This is a genomic window from Pseudomonas sp. UC 17F4, from assembly GCF_900101695.1.
GTDB lineage: Bacteria > Pseudomonadota > Gammaproteobacteria > Pseudomonadales > Pseudomonadaceae > Aquipseudomonas.
Map to the genome: position 1 here is coordinate 3,459,269 of NZ_FNKV01000001.1, position 16,667 is coordinate 3,475,935.

The following is a 16,667-nucleotide window of genomic DNA, read 5'->3' on the forward strand; positions in this document are numbered from 1 at the left end:
CATGAACAACAAGAATCGACCGCTGTACCTGGGCCTGCTGGTGGGCCTGACCCTGATCGGCCTGGGGGTGAGTTACGAAAGCCTGTGGTGCGACCCGCGCAGCGAGCAGGTCGAAGGTGACCCCCAGGGCCTGCATAGCTTCAGCCGCGACGGCGTCAGCGTCGAGTTCGAAGCGCGGCCGCTGGGCAGCGGCGGGACCTTGACCGAAGGCAGCTTCGCCAATGTACGCTTCAAGATCACCGACCAGAACAGCGGCCAGCCATTGTCGGGGGTATCCCCCGGCGCCTGGCTGGACCCGGCGCTGACCGGCGAAGCGGCCAAGGACCGCAGCACCAGTTGCAAGGCACGGGTGGCGCTGTTTCTCAAAAGCAGCATCGGCGCACGGCCCTTGCTCGATTTGAACAGCTACTTCCTGCTGGTGCTGAACAAGGACGCCAGCCTCACGGTGATTGATCCGTCGGTGTCGGTGGGCGGGGTCACCAGCACCCTGGCGCGCATCGAACTGCCGGGCACACCGATGGACTGGGTGGCGAGCAAGGATGACAAGCAGGTCTACGTGTCGATGCCGGAGCGCGGCGAAGTGGCGCTTATCGACACCGAGACCTTCCAGCGCGTCGCCAACCTGCCGGCCGGCAAGCAGCCGCTGCGCCTGGCGATGCAGCCCGACCAGCGCCTGCTGTGGGTCGGCAACAATGCCCGCGACGCCCAGAGCAGCGGGGTGACAGTGATCGACGTGCCCAGCCGCAAGACTCTGAAGTTTTTCGCCACCGGCGCCGGTCACCACGAAATCGCCTTTAGCAGCGATTCGCGCTACGCCTTTGTCAGCAACCGCGACAGCGGCACCCTGAGCGTGATCGACGCCAGTGAGATGCGCCTGGTGAAAACCCTCAAGGTCGGCTCGCACCCTTTGTCGGTGGCTTATTCGCCGCTGTCCCAGGCGGTGTACGTGGCCGATGGCCGCGACGGCAGCATCAGCGTCATCGATGCCCGCAGCCACACTCAGCGCCACCTGATCGAAGGCAAGCAGGGCCTGGGGCCGATGCGCTTCAGCAATGACGGGCGCTTCGGCATCGTCCTCAACACCCTGCAAAGCCAGGCCATGGTCATCGATGCCAGCAGCGACCGGCTGATCCACAGCCTGCCGGTGGCCGCCGAACCCTACCAGCTGACCTTCACCCAGGCCTATGCCTATGTCCGCGGCCTGGCCTCGCCCAAGGTCAGCATGATCAACCTCAGCAGCCTCGGCGAAGGCCGCCAGCCGATCGTCCAGGGCTTCGAAGCCGGGCCCGCGGCGCCGCGCCAGGCCGGTGACCTGCCGCTGGCCCAGGGCCTGACTGTGGCCCGCGACGAGAACTCGGTGTTTGTGGTCAACCCGGTGGACAACACCACCTACTTCTACGCCGAAGGCATGAACGCGCCGATGTCCGGCTACGCCAACCGTGGCCACAGCGCCCGCGCCGCGCTGGTCATCGACCGCAGCCTGCGCGAGGTGGCGCCGGGGGTGTACAGCTCGACCATTAAGCTGCCGGCCGCCGGTACCTTCGATGTCGCCTTTTTGCTCAACCAGCCGCAGATCATTCACTGCTTCAGTACCGAAGTGGCGGCTTCCAGCAGCGCTCCGCACCGGCAGACGCCACGGGTGGAGTTCCTTATCGGCCCCTCGGTGGTCGACCAGGGCCGGCCGCTGATCGCGCGCTTTCGCATCAGCGAGGGCAACGGCACGCCGCGCACCGGAATCAAGGACCTGAGCCTGCGCTACTTTCTCGCGCCCACCTCGCGGGCCCGGACCAGCGTGGTCCGCGAAGTGGGCGAGGGCATCTACGAGGCGCCGCTGGAACAACTTGAAGCCGGTGCCTGGTACCTGCACGTGCAGGCGCCGTCGCTGGGCAAGCGCTTTGCCGAGTACAACTACACCAGCCTGCGGGTAATGCCCGCCGGCGCACAGCAAGCATCCGACGCCGGACCAAGGAGTGTGCAATGAAACTGCTCGATCGCTGCAGACTGTTCAGCCTCTGCCTGCTCGCCGCCAGTTGCGGTATCGCCCAGGCCCACAACGGTGTCGACCACAGCGGCCATGGCGCGCCCGCCGCCCACCAGGAAAAGACCTCGGTGCGCTTTGCCGATGTCTCGTTGCTCGACCAGAACGGCATGCCGGTGCGCCTGGAAAAGGACCTGGTGGCCGATCACCTGGTGGTCATGGGCTTTATCTACACCAGTTGCACCACGGTGTGCCCGGTGGTTTCCTCGATCATGGCCAAGGTGCAGAAGCAGCTGGGCGGCCGGGTCGGCACCGAGGTGCAACTGGTGTCGATCAGCGTCGATCCGCAGCGCGATGATCCCAAGCGCCTGCTCGGCTACGCCCAGGCGTTCCAGAACGGCCCGGGCTGGAGCTGGCTGACCGGCACCCCGTATGCCATCAACGAAACCCTCAAGGGCCTGGGCAGCTTCAGCGCCGACCTTGGCCAGCATCCGCCGCTGATCCTTGTCGGTGACGGCCACAGCGGCCACTGGACGCGCTATTACGGCTTTACCGACCCACAGCTGCTGATCAGCGAGATCGACCGCCTCAGCGCCCGCCGGGTGCACGCCAAGCACACCGCCATTGCCCAGGAGGTGCAACCATGAGCGCCTTCAGCCGTGGCATGCGCAGCACCGACTGGCTGGCCCTGGCGCTGTGCCTGTGGATCCTCAGCGCAGTGGCCCTGGCCCATGAAGGCCATGGCGCACCACCGCCCAACGCCACCCCGGCGACGGCCGAGGGCGGGACCCGCGACGCCCGCACGTACTTCACCGACACCGTGCTGCAGGACCAGAATGGTCGCAACCTGCGCTTTTACCAAGACGTCCTGAAAGACCGCGTGGTGCTGCTCAATGTGATCTTCACCCACTGCAATGACGCCTGCCCGCTGATTACCCGCAAGCTGCGCGAGGTGCGCGAAGCCCTGGGCGAAGACGCAGCCAGCAAGGTCACCTTCATTTCCCTGAGCAGCGACCCGCAGAACGACACCCCGGCGGTGCTTAAGGCCTTTGCCGAAAAACAGGGGGTGGACAGCGCCAACTGGCTGTTCCTCACCGGTGACAAGGCGCAGATGGACCTAGTCTTGGCGCGCCTGGGCCACCTGATTCCAAGCCCCGAGCAGCATTCGACCCAGTTGATTGCCGGCGACGTGGCCAACAAGCGCTGGAGCAAGATCCGCCCGGACGCGCCGGCGCAAGCCATCGCCCAGCGTCTGCAACTGCTGTCGCAACCCTTGGCGGGGCGCTGAGCCATGGCCGCGCGCCTGGCTATCGGCGTGCTGCTGAGCGTGCTGCTGGTCAGCCCGCTGGCTTGCGCCCTCGAGCTCAGCCCGCAGGAGCTGGCGGGCAAGCGCCTGTACCGCGAAGGCCTGTCGAGCAGCGATGCCCAGGTGTCGGCGCGGGTTGGTGCCGCCGACATGCTGGTGCCGGCCAGCGTCGTACCCTGTGCCAGCTGCCACGGCAGCGATGGCCTGGGCCGGGCCGAGGGCGGAGTGCGTCCGCCGTCGCTGAACTGGCAGCGCCTGGCCGGCGGGCAGGGCATGCGCGAGGTCAATGGCCGCCGCTATCCGGTCTACACCGAGGCGAGCCTGGCCCGCGCCATTCAGGAGGGCCGCGACCCGGCCGGCAACCGTCTGGACCCGGCGATGCCGCGCTTTGTCCTGAGCATGGCCGACCAGCGCAACCTCAGTGCCTACCTCAAGCGCCTGGCCGATGACCGCGACCCGGGGCTGGAGGAACAGACCCTGCGCCTGGGCACTTTGCTGCCGACCCAGGGCGCCCTGGCCGCGCCTGCGCGGGTGGTGGCGGCGGTGTTGGCTGACCGTATCGAGCAGATCAACCGCCAGGGCGGCATTCATGGCCGCAGCTTGCAGCTGGTCAACCTCGACCCCGGCCCCGACCAGGCCAGTGCCGAGCAGGCGCTGGCGCAACTGATCGACCAGCAGCGGGTATTCGCCCTGGTCGCGCCGATGGCGCCGGCCCTTGATACCACGCTGGCCGCGCGCCTGGAGCAGGCGCGCCTGCCGTTGATCGGCGCCGCCCCGCAGCTGGCCGGCAGCCGCCAGGTGTTCGACCCCTTGCCCGGGTTGCGTGAGCAGCTGCTGAGCCTGGCCGACTACGCCCAGGGCAGCCTGTCGTTGCAGCAGGCCCAGGTGACTATCGTTTATGCCGAGGCCAACCAGGCCGCGCTGGCGGCCAGTTTACGCGAGGCCTTGCTGGCGCGCGGCTGGAGCCAGGTCAAGGTCGAGGCCTTCGAGCAGCAGGCGCCGACCGGGCAGGCACTGTTCTATCTCGGCAAGGCCTCGGCTTTCAGCCGCCTGACCGAAGCCTTGCAGCAGGCCGGGCGCACGCCTTACCTGTTCGCCGCCTCAAGCCAGGTCGCCAGCGAGCTGCTGCTGGTACCACAAGCGTGGTCGCGGCGGGTGTTCCTGGCCTATCCGTTCATCCCCAGCGACTGGACCGCCCAGGGCCGCGAGGCGCTCACCGCCCTGCGCCAGCGCCAGGGCCTGGATGGCCGCCAAGGCTTGTTGCAGGTCAGTACCTGGTGCGCCATGCAATTGCTTGAAGAAGCGCTCAAGCGCGCCGGGCGTGACGCCAGCCGCGAGAAACTCACCCAGGCCCTGGAAGGCCTGCACGACGTGCACACCGGGCTGACCCCGGCCCTGGGCTTTGGCCCGGGCCGGCGCCAGGGCCTGAACGGTGCGCATGTGGTCACCGTTGAAATGCCCGGCCCGGTGTTCTATCCGGTTGCCGCCTACCAGAGTGTCCTTGAGACGAGGTCGCCATGAACCGCCTGATGCCGTTGCTGCTGTGCCTGTTGGCTGTATCGCTGCACGCCGCGGACGGGCCGCCGGCGGCGCGGGTCAACGGCGTGGAGATCAGCCAGATGCGCCTGGAGCGCTATTTTGCCGAGTATCTTGAGGACCAGGGCAGGGCGCTGACCAGTATCCGCAACCCCAGCGTGTACAAGCGCCTGCGCGAACAGGCGCTGAACGACCTGATCGACCACGAGCTGCTGTGGCAGGAGGCCCAGCGCCAGGGCGTGGCGGTCAGTGATGCCGAGGTCGAGGCGCGCATCGGCCACCTGCGCCAGGCGTTCGGCAGCAATGAAGTGTTCGAGCGGCGCCTGGCCGATGCCGGTTTCGACCCCCAGAGCTTTGCCGCTTACACCCGACAGGAGATGGCCGCGCAGCAGGTGTTCGTGGCTGCCAGCCGCGTGCCGGAGCCAAGCGCGGCGCAGGTGTCGGCGTTCTATCAAGCCAACGCGAAAACCTTTGCGGGTGGGCAGAACCAAAGCCAGGGCGACCCTGTCCAACGGGAGCAAGGACTTGCAATGGCTAAAACCCTTCTTATCGATCAACTGCAGACGCAGGCGCGTCAGGCGTTGTTGCAACGCTTGCGCGACAGCGGTCAACTGCAGCGTATCGACTGAGCGCAGCGCCGCCCCCACTATTGGGGGCAGCACTAGGGGCAAAACGCCATCTGTCCCCCGGGATTGGGGAAGGGGCTAGCACCCGTTTGCGTCTATGCTTACAGAATCAACGACATAGCATATTGATTTGCGCCGTATCACGTCTGGCACGAAGCATGCGTAAGCCTCTACAAGGCCGCACTCGTGCCGGGCCGGGAAACCGGGCCAGCGATGCTTCAGGGAGTGGACCTTGGTGAACAGAGTATTGGTAGTCGATGACGAACAGACCCTTGCCGGCAATATCCAGGATTACCTGGTTCTGCAAGGCCTCGACGTCCATGTTGCCCACGACGGAGCCAGTGCCATCGGCGCTGCCGAACGCACCCGGCCCGAAGTGGTAGTGCTGGATTATCGCTTGCCCGATATGGAGGGGTTTCAGGTTCTGGAGACTGTGCGCCAACAAGGTACGCGCTGTCATTTCGTGCTGATCACCGCCCACCCGACCGCCGAGGTCCGTGAGCGGGCCAGCCAACTGGGTGTCAGCCATATCCTGTTCAAGCCTTTTCCGCTGGCGGAACTGGCCCGCGCAGTCCTCGACCTGATGGGCATCAAGCGAGAAAGCCGGCGCGCAGCCGACAAGGACACAGGGTTCGTCGAACGACGCCAGAGCAGGAGTGAGAGTTTCCCCCTGCAGTTGTTCGACGGTAGCTGGGTCCTGGCCGATCGCCGACGTAATGGCGCACGGCCGCCGGGGCCCGACGACGACCAGCTGCTCACCGGGGAATAACGCGCGAGCAGGGCTGAACCAGGCTCTCCGCGCCCCGCGTCGGAGAGCATGCCATGGAACCGTTGTCGCTCGTTCCTCCCGTTCTAGCCAGCACCCCGGCGCCCCTTGGCCGCGCGCTGCTGGCCCAGGCCAGGGCCAGTGCCGAACTCAGCGGCGAGCGCCTGCTCGATACCCTGCAATCGCTCAGCGGCCTTGAGCCGGCAGCGTTTGTCCAGTGCCTGGGCGCCACCCTGCATTACCCGCTGCTCGACGGCCCGGCGCTGTTCGCCGCCACGCCGCTGTTCGAGCGGGTCAGCCTGGCCCAGTGCCTGAAACGCGAATTCATCCTCCTCCAGCATGACGGCCAGACCCTCGGGGTGTTCGCCGACCCCTTCGACGACGCCCGCCTGGCCTGGATCGACGACTGCCTGCAAGGCGCACCGCTGTACCTGGTGCAAGCCGCCGAGCTCACGGGCTTTCTGGCCCGCCACGAAGAGAGCTTCCACGCGGTCGATTCGCTGGACACCGAGAACGAAACCGCCAACGAGCTCGACAGCCTGCAGAGCCTGTCATTGGCCAGCATCAGCGAAGACCAGAGCCGGGTGGTCAAGCTGGTCAACTCGACCCTCTACGATGCCCTGAAGATGCACGCCAGCGACATTCACCTGGGCGTGACCGGCAGCGGCCTGGTGATCAAGTACCGCATCGACGGCGTACTCAACAGCATCAGCAAGGTCAGTGGCAGCGAGTTCGCCGACCAGGTGATCTCGCGGATCAAGGTCATGGCTGAGCTTGACATCGGCGAGAAACGCGTGCCCCAGGACGGCCGCTTCAAGATCGGCATCAGCGCCCGGCAGATCGATTTCCGAGTCTCGATCATGCCGAGCATTTTCGGCGAAGACGCGGTGTTGCGGGTGCTCGACAAACAGGACCTGGCCGATCGCGTCAGCGGCGTGCAGTTGCAGGCCCTGGGCTTTGAACAGCAGACCCTGCGCAGCCTGCGCCGGCTGGCCAGCGAACCCTACGGGATGATCCTGGTCACCGGCCCCACCGGCAGCGGCAAGACCACCACCCTTTACGCCATGATCAGCGAGATCAACCACGGCGTAGACAAGATCATCACCATCGAAGACCCGGTGGAGTACCAGTTGCCGGGGGTGCTGCAGATCCCGGTCAATGAAAAGAAAGGCCTGACCTTCGCCCGCGGCCTGCGCTCGATCCTGCGCCACGACCCGGACAAGATCATGGTCGGCGAAATCCGCGACCCGGACACCGCGCAAATCGCCGTGCAGTCGGCACTCACCGGGCACCTGGTGTTCACCACCATCCACGCCAACAACGTCTTCGATGTGATCGGCCGCTTCAGCCAGATGCAGGTCGACCCCTACAGCTTTGTCTCGGCGCTCAACGCCGTGCTGGCCCAGCGCCTGATTCGCCTGGTTTGCCCGCACTGCGCCGCTGCCCAGCAACCCAGTGATGAAGAACTCGTCGCCTCGGGCCTGGAGCCCGGCCAGGTCGGCCATTACCGCTTCGTTCACGGCAGTGGCTGCGGCCAGTGCCGGGGCAGCGGTTATCGCGGACGCACGGCGATTGCCGAGCTGCTGCACCTGGATGACGACCTGCGCCAGATGATCGTCGAGCGCAAGCCCCTGGCGCAAATCAAGACCCTGGCCTGCCAACGCGGCCTGCGCCTGCTGCGCAGCTCGGCGCTGGAGCTGGTGCGTGATGGCCGGACCACCCTGGAGGAGATCAATCGTGTCACTTTTATCGCCTGATCGCTTTATCGCCGTGCTCGGCGCCCAGGGTGTGGGCCTGTGCCAACGCCAGGGTCAACAGCAACGCTGGCTCGCCAGCCTGGACTTTATCGCCGAGCGCAGCCTGGCCTGGGCCGTGGCCCTGGAGTCGCTGCAGCACCTGCTGGTTGAACATGCCGGCAAGGGTGCGCAGTTGCAGGTGTTGCTCTCGGCCCAGTACAGCCGCTTCTGCCTGGTGCCCTGGAGCGCCGCCATCAGCCGCCCGGATGAGTTGCAGCAGTACGCCCGCGCCTGTTTCGAGGCGCATTACGGGCAGAGCCTGGAAGGCTGGCGCATTGTCGTATCCCCCGAAGCCGGCGGTTGCCCGCGCATCGCCAGCGCCACGCCGCAGGCCTTGCTCGATCAGCTTGAGGCCCTGTGCCGCAATCTCGGGCTACGCCTGCGCTCGACGCGGCCTTACCTGATGGCGGCCTACAACCACTTTGCCGAGCAACTGGGGCAGGGCGACTTTCTCTTCGTCCTGGCCGAGCCGCAACGCAGCGTCTGCCTGCTGGCGCAAAACGGCGCCTGGCAGCACGTCAGTGCCCAGGGCTGCAGCGACAGTGACCAGGCCCTGCAAGCCTTGATCGCCCGCCACAGCGAGTTGCACCAGGGCGAGGGGCAACTGCCGGTGTACCTGCATGCGCCCGGGCGCCTTGAGCCAGTACCGGCGCTGGCGGGCGTGCAACTGTGCGAGCTGGCGCCAGCGCCGCTGGCGGTACGCGACGTGCTGTGCAGCATGTCACGGGCGGTGGCCTGAAATGCGCCGCCTGATGCTGGACCTGCAGCCCGCCCGCACAGGTTGGACCGCCTGGGCGCTGCTGGCATGCGCACTGAGCCTGCTGCTCGGCACTGCGCTGCTGCAGCAGGGCTTCGATCAACAACAGGCCGGGCTTGAACAGCAACTTGAACAGCTCGACCGGCAACTGGGCAAACGGCCCCAGGCCGAGCCAGCGCTCAATGCCGCGCAAAGCCGCGAGCAGGCCGAGAAACTGGCACAGATGCGCAGCGTCTCGCAGCAACTGCAACGGCCGTGGGAGCGCCTGTTCAACATGCTTGAAGGGCTGCCGCAAGACGACGTTTCCTTGCTCACCCTGACCCCCGATGCGCGCAAGGGCCAACTGCGCATCAGCGCCGAGGCCCGCGACCTGGAGGCCATGCTGGCCTTCCACAAGCGCCTGGAAGCCAGCGACGAGCTGCGCGATGTGTCGCTGCTCAACCACGAAATCATCGCCAAGCAGGCCGAGCATCCGGTGCAGTTCAACCTGTCGGCCACCTGGGAGAACGGCAATGCGCATCCCTAGCCTGATCCTCCATGAACGCGCCCGCCAGCTCGGCGTAGTGGGCCTGGCCGGTGCCGGGTTGCTGGCCCTGGCCCTGCTGTATGGCGTTACTGCCTTGCTCGGCCAATGGCAGCAGTTGCAACAGCTGGAGCAGCAGCGTGATCAGGCCCTGGCCCAGGTCGCGCAGTTCAAGCAGGGCACGCTGAAGCTGGCGCAGGTGCCCAGGCACGAGCTGGAAGACTTTCACAAACAGCTGCCGGCCCAGCCTCAGGCCACTGTGGCCATCGACCGCATCTACGCCCTGGCCAAGGCCGAGCAGATCACCCTGGCCCGCGGCGAGTACGCCCTGGGGGTCGATCCCAAGACTCAGCTGGCGCGTTACCAGATCCTCCTGCCGGTGCGCGGCAGCTACCCGCAAATCCGCCGCTATGTGCATGCCTTGCTCGGCCAGTTGCCGGCACTGGTGCTCGAAGACATTGACCTGCAGCGCAAGAAGATCGGCGACCGCGAGCTGACCGGGCGCATCCGTATGACCCTTTACCTGTCGAGGTCATGATGAACACTCAACGCAGCCTGGCCTGGCTGGCTTTTCTCGGCACCGCCGCGGTGCTGGCCTGGGCGCCGGGGTATTTCTTCGACGACGTAGCTGAAGACGCCGAGGCGGCTGTTGAGGTCGCCGGCAAGGCTTCTGCACCGCTGACGCCGACCGCGCAGACGGCGGCAAGGCCGGCAGCCCTGCAGCCGCGCGACCTGTTCCCGAGCAAGAGCTGGAAGCCTGCGGTGCAGGTCACCACCGTCACCGAACAACCGGTGGTCATCGCTCCGGTGGCCGTGGCGCCTGTCGCCCCGGCACTGCCATTCCAGTTCGTTGGCCGCCTGGATGATCGCGACGACCAGCAGGTGTTCCTGCAAAGCGGCGAAAAACTCTACGTCGTGCGCCGCGGCGACGTGATCGATGACACCTACCGGATCGAGCAGATCTCCGCTACGGAGCTGAGCCTGGTCTACCTGCCATTGCACCTGTCCCAGACCTTGTCTGTAGGGAGCGCACCATGAATTCGCCAAGGCTCAGCCACAAAGCGCCGTACCTGATGCTTGCCCTGTGTGTCGCCCTGGCCGGATGCGGCACTTCGGGTGTGCGCAAGGACGCCCAGGCCCTGATCGGTGAGGGCCAGTACGAGGCCGGAATCGCCCAGCTTGAAGACGCGCTCAAGGAACACCCGCGCGACACCGAACTGAACATCGCCTTGATCCAGGGCCGGCGCCAGGCGGTGGAGGCGCTGCTGACCCAGGCCGACAGCGACCGCAGCCGCCATGACTTCGGCGGTGCGCGCACAGGTTACGGGCGGGTGCTGACCCTGGAGCCGAACAACCGCCGGGCCCTGGATGCGGTGCGCCAGATCGAGCAGATGCGCAACCTTGGCGAGCGCATTGCCCTGGGCCAGGCGGCGTTGCGCAGCGGCGACCTGTTCGGCGCCGAGCGGCACATGCGCGAAGTGCTGCTGCTCGACCCGCAGAACGAAGGTGGCCTGGCCCTGCGCAAGGACATCGAGCTGGTGCAAAGCCGCACCGCCCAGCCCAACCCGCAACTGCGCAGCAAGCTCGAACGGCCGGTGACCCTGGAGTTTCGCGACGCCAACCTGAAGACCATCTTCGAGGTGCTGTCGCAGGTGGCGGGGCTGAACTTCATCTTCGACAAGGACCTGCGCCCGGACATGAAGGCGACCATCTTCGTGCGTGACGTGCGCATCGAAGACGCCGTGGCCCTGCTGCTGGAACAGAACCAGCTGCACCAGAAGGTGGTGAACGACAACACGCTGCTGATTTACCCGGACTCGCCGCAGAAGATCAAGGATTACCAGGAACTGGTGATGCGCACCTTCTACCTGACCAGCATCGACGCCAACACCGCGCTGAACATGGTCAAGACCATGCTCAAGACCCGCGACGTGTTCGTCGACGAGCGCCTCAACACCCTGACCATGCGCGACACCCCCGACGCCGTGCGCATGGCCGAGAAACTGCTGCAGTCCCAGGACCAGTCCAACCCGGAAGTGGTGCTGGAGGTGGAAGTGATGGAGGTTGCCCGTTCGCGGATCCTCGAACTCGGCCTGCAGTGGCCCAACACCTTTGGCATCCTCAACGCCGATGGCAACCCGGTGGGCACCCTCGACCAGTTGCGCGGCATCAACTCCTCGCGCATCAGCATCGCCCCGGCACCGCAAGCCAAGATCAACGCCCAGGACAACGACATCAACACCCTGGCAAGCCCGGTGATCCGCGTCAGCAACCGAGAGCAGGCACGCATCCACATTGGCCAGCGGGTGCCGATCATCAGCGCCACCTCGGTGCCCTCGACCCAGGGCCCGGTGATCACCGAAAGCGTCACCTACCTGGACGTCGGCCTCAAGCTCGAAGTGACCCCGGTGGTGCACCTGAACAACGAGGTGGCGATCAAGGTGGCCCTGGAAGTCAGCAACGCCAAGCCGCTGGAGCCGACCCGCCAGGGCACCATCCCGGTTCAGGTCGACACCCGCAACGCCCAGACCAGCCTGCGCCTGCACGACGGCGAAACCCAGGTGCTGGCCGGGTTGATGCGCAACGACCAGGGTGGCAGCGGCAACAAGATCCCGGGGCTTGGCGACATTCCCGGCCTGGGCCGGCTGTTCGGCAGCAACCGCAGCGACAACAGCCAGTCGGAGCTGGTGCTGTCGATCACCCCGCGGATCATCCGCAACCTGCCGTACCAGAGCCCGTCGGACATGGAGTTTGCCACCGGCACCGAAACCAGCATGCAGATCCGCAACCTCAACCGCAACCGCAGCATCGAGGTCGACGACGAACAACCCATTGCGGCGGTACCGACCGCGGTGAGGCCGTAAATCATGAAACGCCCGATGGCAGGTTTCAGCCTGATCGAAGTGATGCTGACCCTGGCACTGCTCGGGTTGCTCGCCTCGATTGCCGCGCCGCTGACCGAAACCCTGGTGCGGCGCAACAAGGAGCAGGAGCTGCGCACCGCGCTGTACCAACTGCGCGATGCCATCGACGCCTACAAGCGCGCCTTCGACGCCGGCTATATCGAGAAGTCCCTCGACGCCAGCGGCTACCCGCCGAACCTGCAGGTGCTGGTCGATGGCGTGCGCGATGTGCGCAGTGCCAAGGGCGCAAAGTTCTACTTTCTGCGGCGCATTCCCCAGGACCCGCTGCTGGCCGCGCGCAAGGACGACGAGCAGGGCGGGTGGGGCCTGCGCGCCTACGACAGCCCGGCGCAGAGCCCGCGTGATGGTGAAGACGTTTTTGATGTGTACTCCCGGGCCCGCGGCAAGGGCCTCAACGGCATCGCCTACGGGCAGTGGTGAGCAGCATGAAACGCAACCAGGGCTTTACCTTGATCGAATTGCTGGTGGTGATGGCGATCATCGCCACGCTGATGACCATCGCCATGCCGCGCTACTTCAACAGCCTCGAGACCTCGCGCGAGGCCACCCTGCGCCAGAGCCTGGCGGTGATGCGCGAGGCGCTGGACCACTACTACGGCGACACCGGCCGCTACCCCGAGTCGCTGGAACAGTTGGTCGAGCAGCGCTACCTGCGCGGCGCGCCGCTGGACCCGATCACCGAACGCCGTGACGGCTGGCTGCTGGTGGCACCGCCTGAAGGCGTCGCCGGCGCCGTTGCCGACATCAAAAGCGGTTCAACCGGGAGGGCCCGTGATGGCAGCCTTTATGCCGAGTGGTAATGCCGGGCAGGCAGGCTTCTCCTACCTGGGCGTGCTGTTGCTGATCGCCGTCACCGGCATGGCCCTGGCGGCCACCGGCACGCTGTGGTCGACCGTCGCCCAGCGCGAGCGCGAACGCGAGCTGCTGTGGGTCGGCGGCCAGTATGCCCAGGCCCTGCGCAGCTACTTTCGCGCCTCACCTGGCCTGGCCCAATACCCGCAGAGCCTTGAGGAGCTGCTGGAGGATAGCCGTTACCCCAACCCCAAGCGGCACCTGCGCAAGTTGTACCCGGACCCGATCACCGCCAGCGATGACTGGGGCCTGCTGCGCTCGATCGACGGGCGCATCACCGGCGTCTACAGCCGCTCCCAGGCCCTGCCGCTCAAACGCACCGGCTTTGCCGGGCAATGGTCGGAGTTCGACGGCCTGGAGCACTACAGCGACTGGCAGTTCGTCGCCGAAAAGGCCTTCAACGAAAGCGCCGCCGGCGCACGCAAGGGCCTGGCCCAGGGAGCCGGGCAATGAACCGCCGCCTCAGTGCCCTGGCCCTGGCCCTGGTGCTGCTGGCCGGCACCGCCCGGGGCGGCGCCGAGGACGAGATGATGGGCTTTATCGTCGACAACACCATCTCGCACATCGGCCACGACTTCTATTACAGCTTTGCCGAGCGGCTGCGTGCCACCAGTCGCCTGGATTTCAACCTGGTGGTACGTGAACGACCCGACCCGCGCTGGGGCAGCCTGGTGACGGTCGAGTACGAGCAACGCGTGCTGTACCGGCGTTTTCTGCCACCCAACACCACTGAGCTTAAGGACGCCGCCTACGAGGCTGCGGACCTGGTCAAGGCGCAGATCATCCAGCGCAAGCTGCAGATGCTGCTGCAGGACACCACTGATCTGGAGAGGGACGAGCTATGAACAACAAAACCTGCAGCCTGGCCTCGCTGGTATTGCTGGCGAGCCTCGCCAGTACAGCCAGCGCCACGGAACTGGTCTACACCCCGGTCAACCCGGCGTTTGGCGGCAACCCGCTGAACGGCACCTGGCTGCTCAACAACGCCCAGGCGCAGAACGATCACGAAGACCCGGCTATCAAGGACCGCACCTCGGCCTTTGCCAGCACCTCGGCACTGGAGCGCTTCACCAGCCAGCTGGAGTCGCGCCTGCTCTCGCAACTGCTGACCAACATCAACAACGGCAACACCGGCAGCCTGCAGACCGACGCCTTCATCATCAACGTCATCGACGACTCGGGGGCCCTGAGCATTCAGGTGACCGACCGGGTAACCGGGGAAATCTCGGAAATTCAGGTCAACGGCCTGAACCCTTGAAGGGCCAGGACAACGGGGAGAAACAGCGATGAAACGATTTCTGAGCACACTGCTGATCCTGGCCGCCTTGCAAGGCTGCAGCCTGCGCGAACCGATGCCGGCCGAACAGGACAGCGAAAGCCCGACCCTGACGCCACGGGCCTCGACCTACTACGACCTGCTCAACATGCCGCGGCCCAAGGGCCGGCTGATGGCGGTGGTGTATGGTTTTCGCGACCAGACCGGGCAATACAAGCCGACCCCGGCCAGCTCGTTTTCCACCAGCGTCACCCAGGGCGCGGCGAGCATGCTGATGGATGCCCTGCAGGCCAGCGGCTGGTTCGTGGTGCTTGAGCGCGAAGGGCTGCAGAACCTGCTGACCGAACGCAAGATCATTCGCGCCTCGCAGAAAAAGCCCGACACCCCGGTGAATATCCAGGGCGAGCTGCCGCCGCTGCAGGCGGCCAACCTGATGCTCGAAGGCGGCATCATCGCCTACGACACCAACGTGCGCAGCGGCGGCGAGGGCGCGCGCTACCTGGGTATCGACCTGTCGCGCGAGTACCGGGTCGACCAGGTCTCGGTCAACCTGCGGGCGGTGGACGTGCGCAGCGGCCAGGTGCTGGCCAACGTCATGACCAGCAAGACCATCTACTCGGTCGGGCGCAGCGCCGGGGTGTTCAAGTTCATCGAATTCAAGAAACTGCTGGAAGCCGAGGTCGGCTACACCACCAACGAACCGGCGCAGCTGTGCGTGCTGTCGGCGATCGAGGCGGCGGTGGGGCACTTGCTGGCCCAGGGCATTGAACGGCGCCTGTGGCAGGTGGCGGGGGATGGCAGCGGCGACAAGGCGGTACTGGACAAATACCTGAGCCAGTACCAGAGCCCTGAGTGAGTGTGTCAGTGGCTGGGGCAGCCCTGTTCCTTGACGATCCGCTGGGTCGAGGCCGGGTTGTTGACCAGCTTGGCCGCCGAGCGTGCCGGGCGTTTGACCAGCTCACCGCCGCAATTGGGGCACTGGCCCTTGAGCTGACGTTCGTTGCAGACACGGCAAAAGGTGCATTCGAACGAGCAGATCAACGCATCCGCGCTATCTCCGGGCAGGTCGCTGCCACAGCATTCACAGTTGGGGCGCAATTCGAGCATGGTCAGGTCCTCGCAGGCGGAACGGAATCGTCAGTGTATACGCTCAGGGCCGAAACAGGTGGGCGTGGCCAGCGCGGTACAGCGCCGACTCGCTGAAGCTGTCGTTGCCCAGCACCCGGCCTACCAGAATCAGCGCGGTACGGCGAAAATCCTTGGCTGCCGCTAGCTCGACAATCGTCTCCAGGGTGCCCAGCACCCAGTCCTGGTCCGGCCAGGTTGCGCGGTGCACCACGGCAATCGGGCAGTCGCCGCCATAGTGCGGGCGCAGCTCTTCGACGATTTTAGCCAGGTGCTTGACCCCCAGGTGCACTGCCAGGGTGGTCTGGTGGCGGGCCAGGTCGGCCAGTTGCTCGCCAGCCGGCATGGGTGATTTGTCGGCGTAGCGGGTGAGGATCACACTTTGGGCGATGTCCGGCAGGGTCAGCTCGCAGCCGAGCAGGGCGGCGCTGGCGGCCACGGCGGTGACGCCGGGGACGATCTCGTAGGGGATGCCCAGCTCGCGCAGGTAGCGGATCTGCTCGCCGATGGCGCCATACAGGCTGGGGTCGCCACTGTGCACCCGGGCGACGTCCTGGCCATTGTCGTGGGCGCTTTTGATGGCTTCGATGATCTGCGCCAGGTGCAGTTCGGCGCTGTTGATCAGGATTTCGGCGCGGTGACCTTCCAGCACTGCGGGCGGCACCAGGGAGCCGGCGTAGATGATCACCGGGCAGCGCTGGATCAGGCGCTGGCCCTTGACGGTGATCAGCTGCGGATCGCCGGGGCCGGCGCCGATGAAATAGACGGTCATGGGGTGTCCTTGCGGGTAAAGGGCTGATTATCAGCGAAAACCGCTGGTGCAGGCCAATGCCAGGCTGGCGTCGGCCTGCAAGGTGCGAGTGACCAGCAGCCGGGCCGGGCCGCCGAGCTGCTCGGCCAGGGCCAGGGCGGCGCTCTCGGCCACGCCATAACAGCCGCTGTGCTGGAAGGCTACCGCAGAGCGATGGCTCAGCTGTGATTCGAAAGCGGCCAGCTGCGCCGCACTGTAGAACCGCAGCGGCACGCCCAGGCGCCGGGCAAGTTCATGCAGGCCGGTTTCGTCGTGCTTGAGGTCGATGCTGGCAAGGCCCATGACCGCGCCGGGCGGCAGGTCATGGGCGAGCAGGGTGCGGGTGAGCAGCTCGCTCAGGGCATCGGCCGGGCAGCCGCGACGGCAACCCAGGCCGAGGTACAGCTGCATA

21 protein-coding genes are annotated in these 16,667 nt (G+C 66.1%); 18 read left to right on the forward strand and 3 right to left on the reverse strand.

The window, feature by feature from the left end; genetic code table 11:
• Position 1: 1 nt before the first annotated feature.
• The 18 genes from BLR26_RS15765 (at position 2) to BLR26_RS15850 (ending at position 15,196) form a co-directional block, all read left to right on the forward strand.
• Positions 2-1,981, forward strand: a complete 1,980-nt coding sequence (locus BLR26_RS15765; RefSeq protein ID WP_093382233.1) for a YncE family protein — start codon at positions 2-4, stop codon at positions 1,979-1,981.
• A complete protein-coding gene (locus BLR26_RS15770) occupies positions 1,978-2,625 on the forward strand; it encodes an SCO family protein (protein WP_093382236.1) in 648 nt (215 codons plus the stop codon). Before BLR26_RS15765 ends, BLR26_RS15770 begins: the two co-directional genes overlap by 4 nt.
• The gene (locus tag BLR26_RS15775; RefSeq protein ID WP_371128647.1) at positions 2,622-3,266 is read left to right on the forward strand and encodes an SCO family protein; all 645 of its coding nucleotides are present in this window, start codon (positions 2,622-2,624) and stop codon (positions 3,264-3,266) included. Before BLR26_RS15770 ends, BLR26_RS15775 begins: the two co-directional genes overlap by 4 nt.
• A gap of 3 nt (positions 3,267-3,269) precedes the next feature.
• The gene (locus tag BLR26_RS15780; protein ID WP_093382239.1) at positions 3,270-4,805 is read left to right on the forward strand and encodes a cytochrome c/ABC transporter substrate-binding protein; all 1,536 of its coding nucleotides are present in this window, start codon (positions 3,270-3,272) and stop codon (positions 4,803-4,805) included.
• Positions 4,802-5,449 carry a SurA N-terminal domain-containing protein gene (locus BLR26_RS15785; protein ID WP_093382243.1) on the forward strand — a complete coding sequence of 216 codons (648 nt, stop codon included), beginning with the start codon at positions 4,802-4,804 and terminating at the stop codon, positions 5,447-5,449. Before BLR26_RS15780 ends, BLR26_RS15785 begins: the two co-directional genes overlap by 4 nt.
• A gap of 229 nt (positions 5,450-5,678) precedes the next feature.
• Positions 5,679-6,215: a response regulator gene (locus BLR26_RS15790; protein ID WP_093382246.1), complete on the forward strand. Its 537-nt coding sequence runs from the start codon at positions 5,679-5,681 to the stop codon at positions 6,213-6,215.
• Positions 6,216-6,268: 53 nt separating this feature from the next.
• The gene (locus BLR26_RS15795; RefSeq protein WP_093382249.1) at positions 6,269-7,969 is read left to right on the forward strand and encodes a GspE/PulE family protein; all 1,701 of its coding nucleotides are present in this window, start codon (positions 6,269-6,271) and stop codon (positions 7,967-7,969) included.
• Positions 7,920-8,747 carry a hypothetical protein gene (locus BLR26_RS15800; RefSeq protein WP_093382252.1) on the forward strand — a complete coding sequence of 276 codons (828 nt, stop codon included), beginning with the start codon at positions 7,920-7,922 and terminating at the stop codon, positions 8,745-8,747. Before BLR26_RS15795 ends, BLR26_RS15800 begins: the two co-directional genes overlap by 50 nt.
• A 1-nt stretch (position 8,748) precedes the next feature.
• Positions 8,749-9,291 (forward strand): pilus assembly protein, encoded by a 543-nt coding sequence (locus tag BLR26_RS15805; RefSeq protein ID WP_093382255.1) that lies wholly within the window; start codon positions 8,749-8,751, stop codon positions 9,289-9,291.
• Positions 9,278-9,826: a type 4a pilus biogenesis protein PilO gene (locus BLR26_RS15810; RefSeq protein ID WP_093382258.1), complete on the forward strand. Its 549-nt coding sequence runs from the start codon at positions 9,278-9,280 to the stop codon at positions 9,824-9,826. The genes BLR26_RS15805 and BLR26_RS15810 overlap by 14 nt, the downstream gene beginning before the upstream one ends.
• Positions 9,826-10,326 carry a hypothetical protein gene (locus tag BLR26_RS15815; RefSeq protein WP_093382261.1) on the forward strand — a complete coding sequence of 167 codons (501 nt, stop codon included), beginning with the start codon at positions 9,826-9,828 and terminating at the stop codon, positions 10,324-10,326. Before BLR26_RS15810 ends, BLR26_RS15815 begins: the two co-directional genes overlap by 1 nt.
• Positions 10,323-12,152 (forward strand): secretin N-terminal domain-containing protein, encoded by a 1,830-nt coding sequence (locus BLR26_RS15820; RefSeq protein WP_093382264.1) that lies wholly within the window; start codon positions 10,323-10,325, stop codon positions 12,150-12,152. Before BLR26_RS15815 ends, BLR26_RS15820 begins: the two co-directional genes overlap by 4 nt.
• A 3-nt stretch (positions 12,153-12,155) precedes the next feature.
• On the forward strand, positions 12,156-12,632 hold the full coding sequence (locus BLR26_RS15825) for a prepilin-type N-terminal cleavage/methylation domain-containing protein (RefSeq protein WP_045198311.1): 477 nt from the start codon (positions 12,156-12,158) through the stop codon (positions 12,630-12,632).
• Positions 12,633-12,637: 5 nt separating this feature from the next.
• Complete coding sequence (locus tag BLR26_RS15830; protein WP_093382267.1) at positions 12,638-13,012, forward strand: type II secretion system protein; 375 nt, start codon at positions 12,638-12,640, stop codon at positions 13,010-13,012.
• On the forward strand, positions 12,987-13,517 hold the full coding sequence (locus tag BLR26_RS15835) for a type II secretion system protein (protein ID WP_093382271.1): 531 nt from the start codon (positions 12,987-12,989) through the stop codon (positions 13,515-13,517). Before BLR26_RS15830 ends, BLR26_RS15835 begins: the two co-directional genes overlap by 26 nt.
• Positions 13,514-13,909 (forward strand): curli production assembly/transport protein CsgE, encoded by a 396-nt coding sequence (gene csgE / locus BLR26_RS15840; protein ID WP_045198315.1) that lies wholly within the window; start codon positions 13,514-13,516, stop codon positions 13,907-13,909. Before BLR26_RS15835 ends, csgE begins: the two co-directional genes overlap by 4 nt.
• Positions 13,906-14,322 (forward strand): curli assembly protein CsgF, encoded by a 417-nt coding sequence (locus BLR26_RS15845; protein ID WP_093382274.1) that lies wholly within the window; start codon positions 13,906-13,908, stop codon positions 14,320-14,322. Before csgE ends, BLR26_RS15845 begins: the two co-directional genes overlap by 4 nt.
• Positions 14,323-14,350: 28 nt before the next feature.
• Positions 14,351-15,196 carry a CsgG/HfaB family protein gene (locus BLR26_RS15850; protein WP_093382277.1) on the forward strand — a complete coding sequence of 282 codons (846 nt, stop codon included), beginning with the start codon at positions 14,351-14,353 and terminating at the stop codon, positions 15,194-15,196.
• Positions 15,197-15,201: 5 nt separating this feature from the next.
• Here the strand turns inward: BLR26_RS15850 and BLR26_RS15855 are convergent, their stop codons facing one another.
• From BLR26_RS15855 to BLR26_RS15865, 3 genes are read right to left on the reverse strand one after another with little or no spacing between them, the layout of a single operon-like run.
• Positions 15,202-15,447, reverse strand: a complete 246-nt coding sequence (locus tag BLR26_RS15855) for a DUF1272 domain-containing protein (protein WP_093382280.1) — start codon at positions 15,445-15,447, stop codon at positions 15,202-15,204.
• Positions 15,448-15,490: 43 nt separating this feature from the next.
• Entirely contained in the window at positions 15,491-16,237 is a 747-nt protein-coding gene (gene cobM, locus BLR26_RS15860) for a precorrin-4 C(11)-methyltransferase (protein WP_093382283.1), read from the reverse strand.
• A 30-nt stretch (positions 16,238-16,267) separates the two neighbouring features.
• The gene (locus tag BLR26_RS15865; protein ID WP_093382287.1) at positions 16,268-16,666 is read right to left on the reverse strand and encodes a cobalamin biosynthesis protein; all 399 of its coding nucleotides are present in this window, start codon (positions 16,664-16,666) and stop codon (positions 16,268-16,270) included.
• Between the last annotated feature and the right edge of the window lies 1 nt (position 16,667).

Coding starts and splice junctions, on each gene's coding strand:
- BLR26_RS15765 (WP_093382233.1), top strand. CDS start 2: ATGAACAACAAGAATCGACCGCTGTACCTGGGCCTGCTGGTGGGCCTG.
- BLR26_RS15770 (WP_093382236.1), top strand. CDS start 1,978: ATGAAACTGCTCGATCGCTGCAGACTGTTCAGCCTCTGCCTGCTCGCC.
- BLR26_RS15775 (WP_371128647.1), top strand. CDS start 2,622: ATGAGCGCCTTCAGCCGTGGCATGCGCAGCACCGACTGGCTGGCCCTG.
- BLR26_RS15780 (WP_093382239.1), top strand. CDS start 3,270: ATGGCCGCGCGCCTGGCTATCGGCGTGCTGCTGAGCGTGCTGCTGGTC.
- BLR26_RS15785 (WP_093382243.1), top strand. CDS start 4,802: ATGAACCGCCTGATGCCGTTGCTGCTGTGCCTGTTGGCTGTATCGCTG.
- BLR26_RS15795 (WP_093382249.1), top strand. CDS start 6,269: ATGGAACCGTTGTCGCTCGTTCCTCCCGTTCTAGCCAGCACCCCGGCG.
- BLR26_RS15800 (WP_093382252.1), top strand. CDS start 7,920: ATGGCCGGACCACCCTGGAGGAGATCAATCGTGTCACTTTTATCGCCT.
- BLR26_RS15805 (WP_093382255.1), top strand. CDS start 8,749: ATGCGCCGCCTGATGCTGGACCTGCAGCCCGCCCGCACAGGTTGGACC.
- BLR26_RS15810 (WP_093382258.1), top strand. CDS start 9,278: ATGCGCATCCCTAGCCTGATCCTCCATGAACGCGCCCGCCAGCTCGGC.
- BLR26_RS15815 (WP_093382261.1), top strand. CDS start 9,826: ATGAACACTCAACGCAGCCTGGCCTGGCTGGCTTTTCTCGGCACCGCC.
- BLR26_RS15820 (WP_093382264.1), top strand. CDS start 10,323: ATGAATTCGCCAAGGCTCAGCCACAAAGCGCCGTACCTGATGCTTGCC.
- BLR26_RS15825 (WP_045198311.1), top strand. CDS start 12,156: ATGAAACGCCCGATGGCAGGTTTCAGCCTGATCGAAGTGATGCTGACC.
- BLR26_RS15830 (WP_093382267.1), top strand. CDS start 12,638: ATGAAACGCAACCAGGGCTTTACCTTGATCGAATTGCTGGTGGTGATG.
- BLR26_RS15835 (WP_093382271.1), top strand. CDS start 12,987: ATGGCAGCCTTTATGCCGAGTGGTAATGCCGGGCAGGCAGGCTTCTCC.
- csgE (WP_045198315.1), top strand. CDS start 13,514: ATGAACCGCCGCCTCAGTGCCCTGGCCCTGGCCCTGGTGCTGCTGGCC.
- BLR26_RS15845 (WP_093382274.1), top strand. CDS start 13,906: ATGAACAACAAAACCTGCAGCCTGGCCTCGCTGGTATTGCTGGCGAGC.
- BLR26_RS15850 (WP_093382277.1), top strand. CDS start 14,351: ATGAAACGATTTCTGAGCACACTGCTGATCCTGGCCGCCTTGCAAGGC.
- BLR26_RS15855 (WP_093382280.1), bottom strand. CDS start 15,447: ATGCTCGAATTGCGCCCCAACTGTGAATGCTGTGGCAGCGACCTGCCC.
- cobM (WP_093382283.1), bottom strand. CDS start 16,237: ATGACCGTCTATTTCATCGGCGCCGGCCCCGGCGATCCGCAGCTGATC.
- BLR26_RS15865 (WP_093382287.1), bottom strand. CDS start 16,666: ATGCAGCTGTACCTCGGCCTGGGTTGCCGTCGCGGCTGCCCGGCCGAT.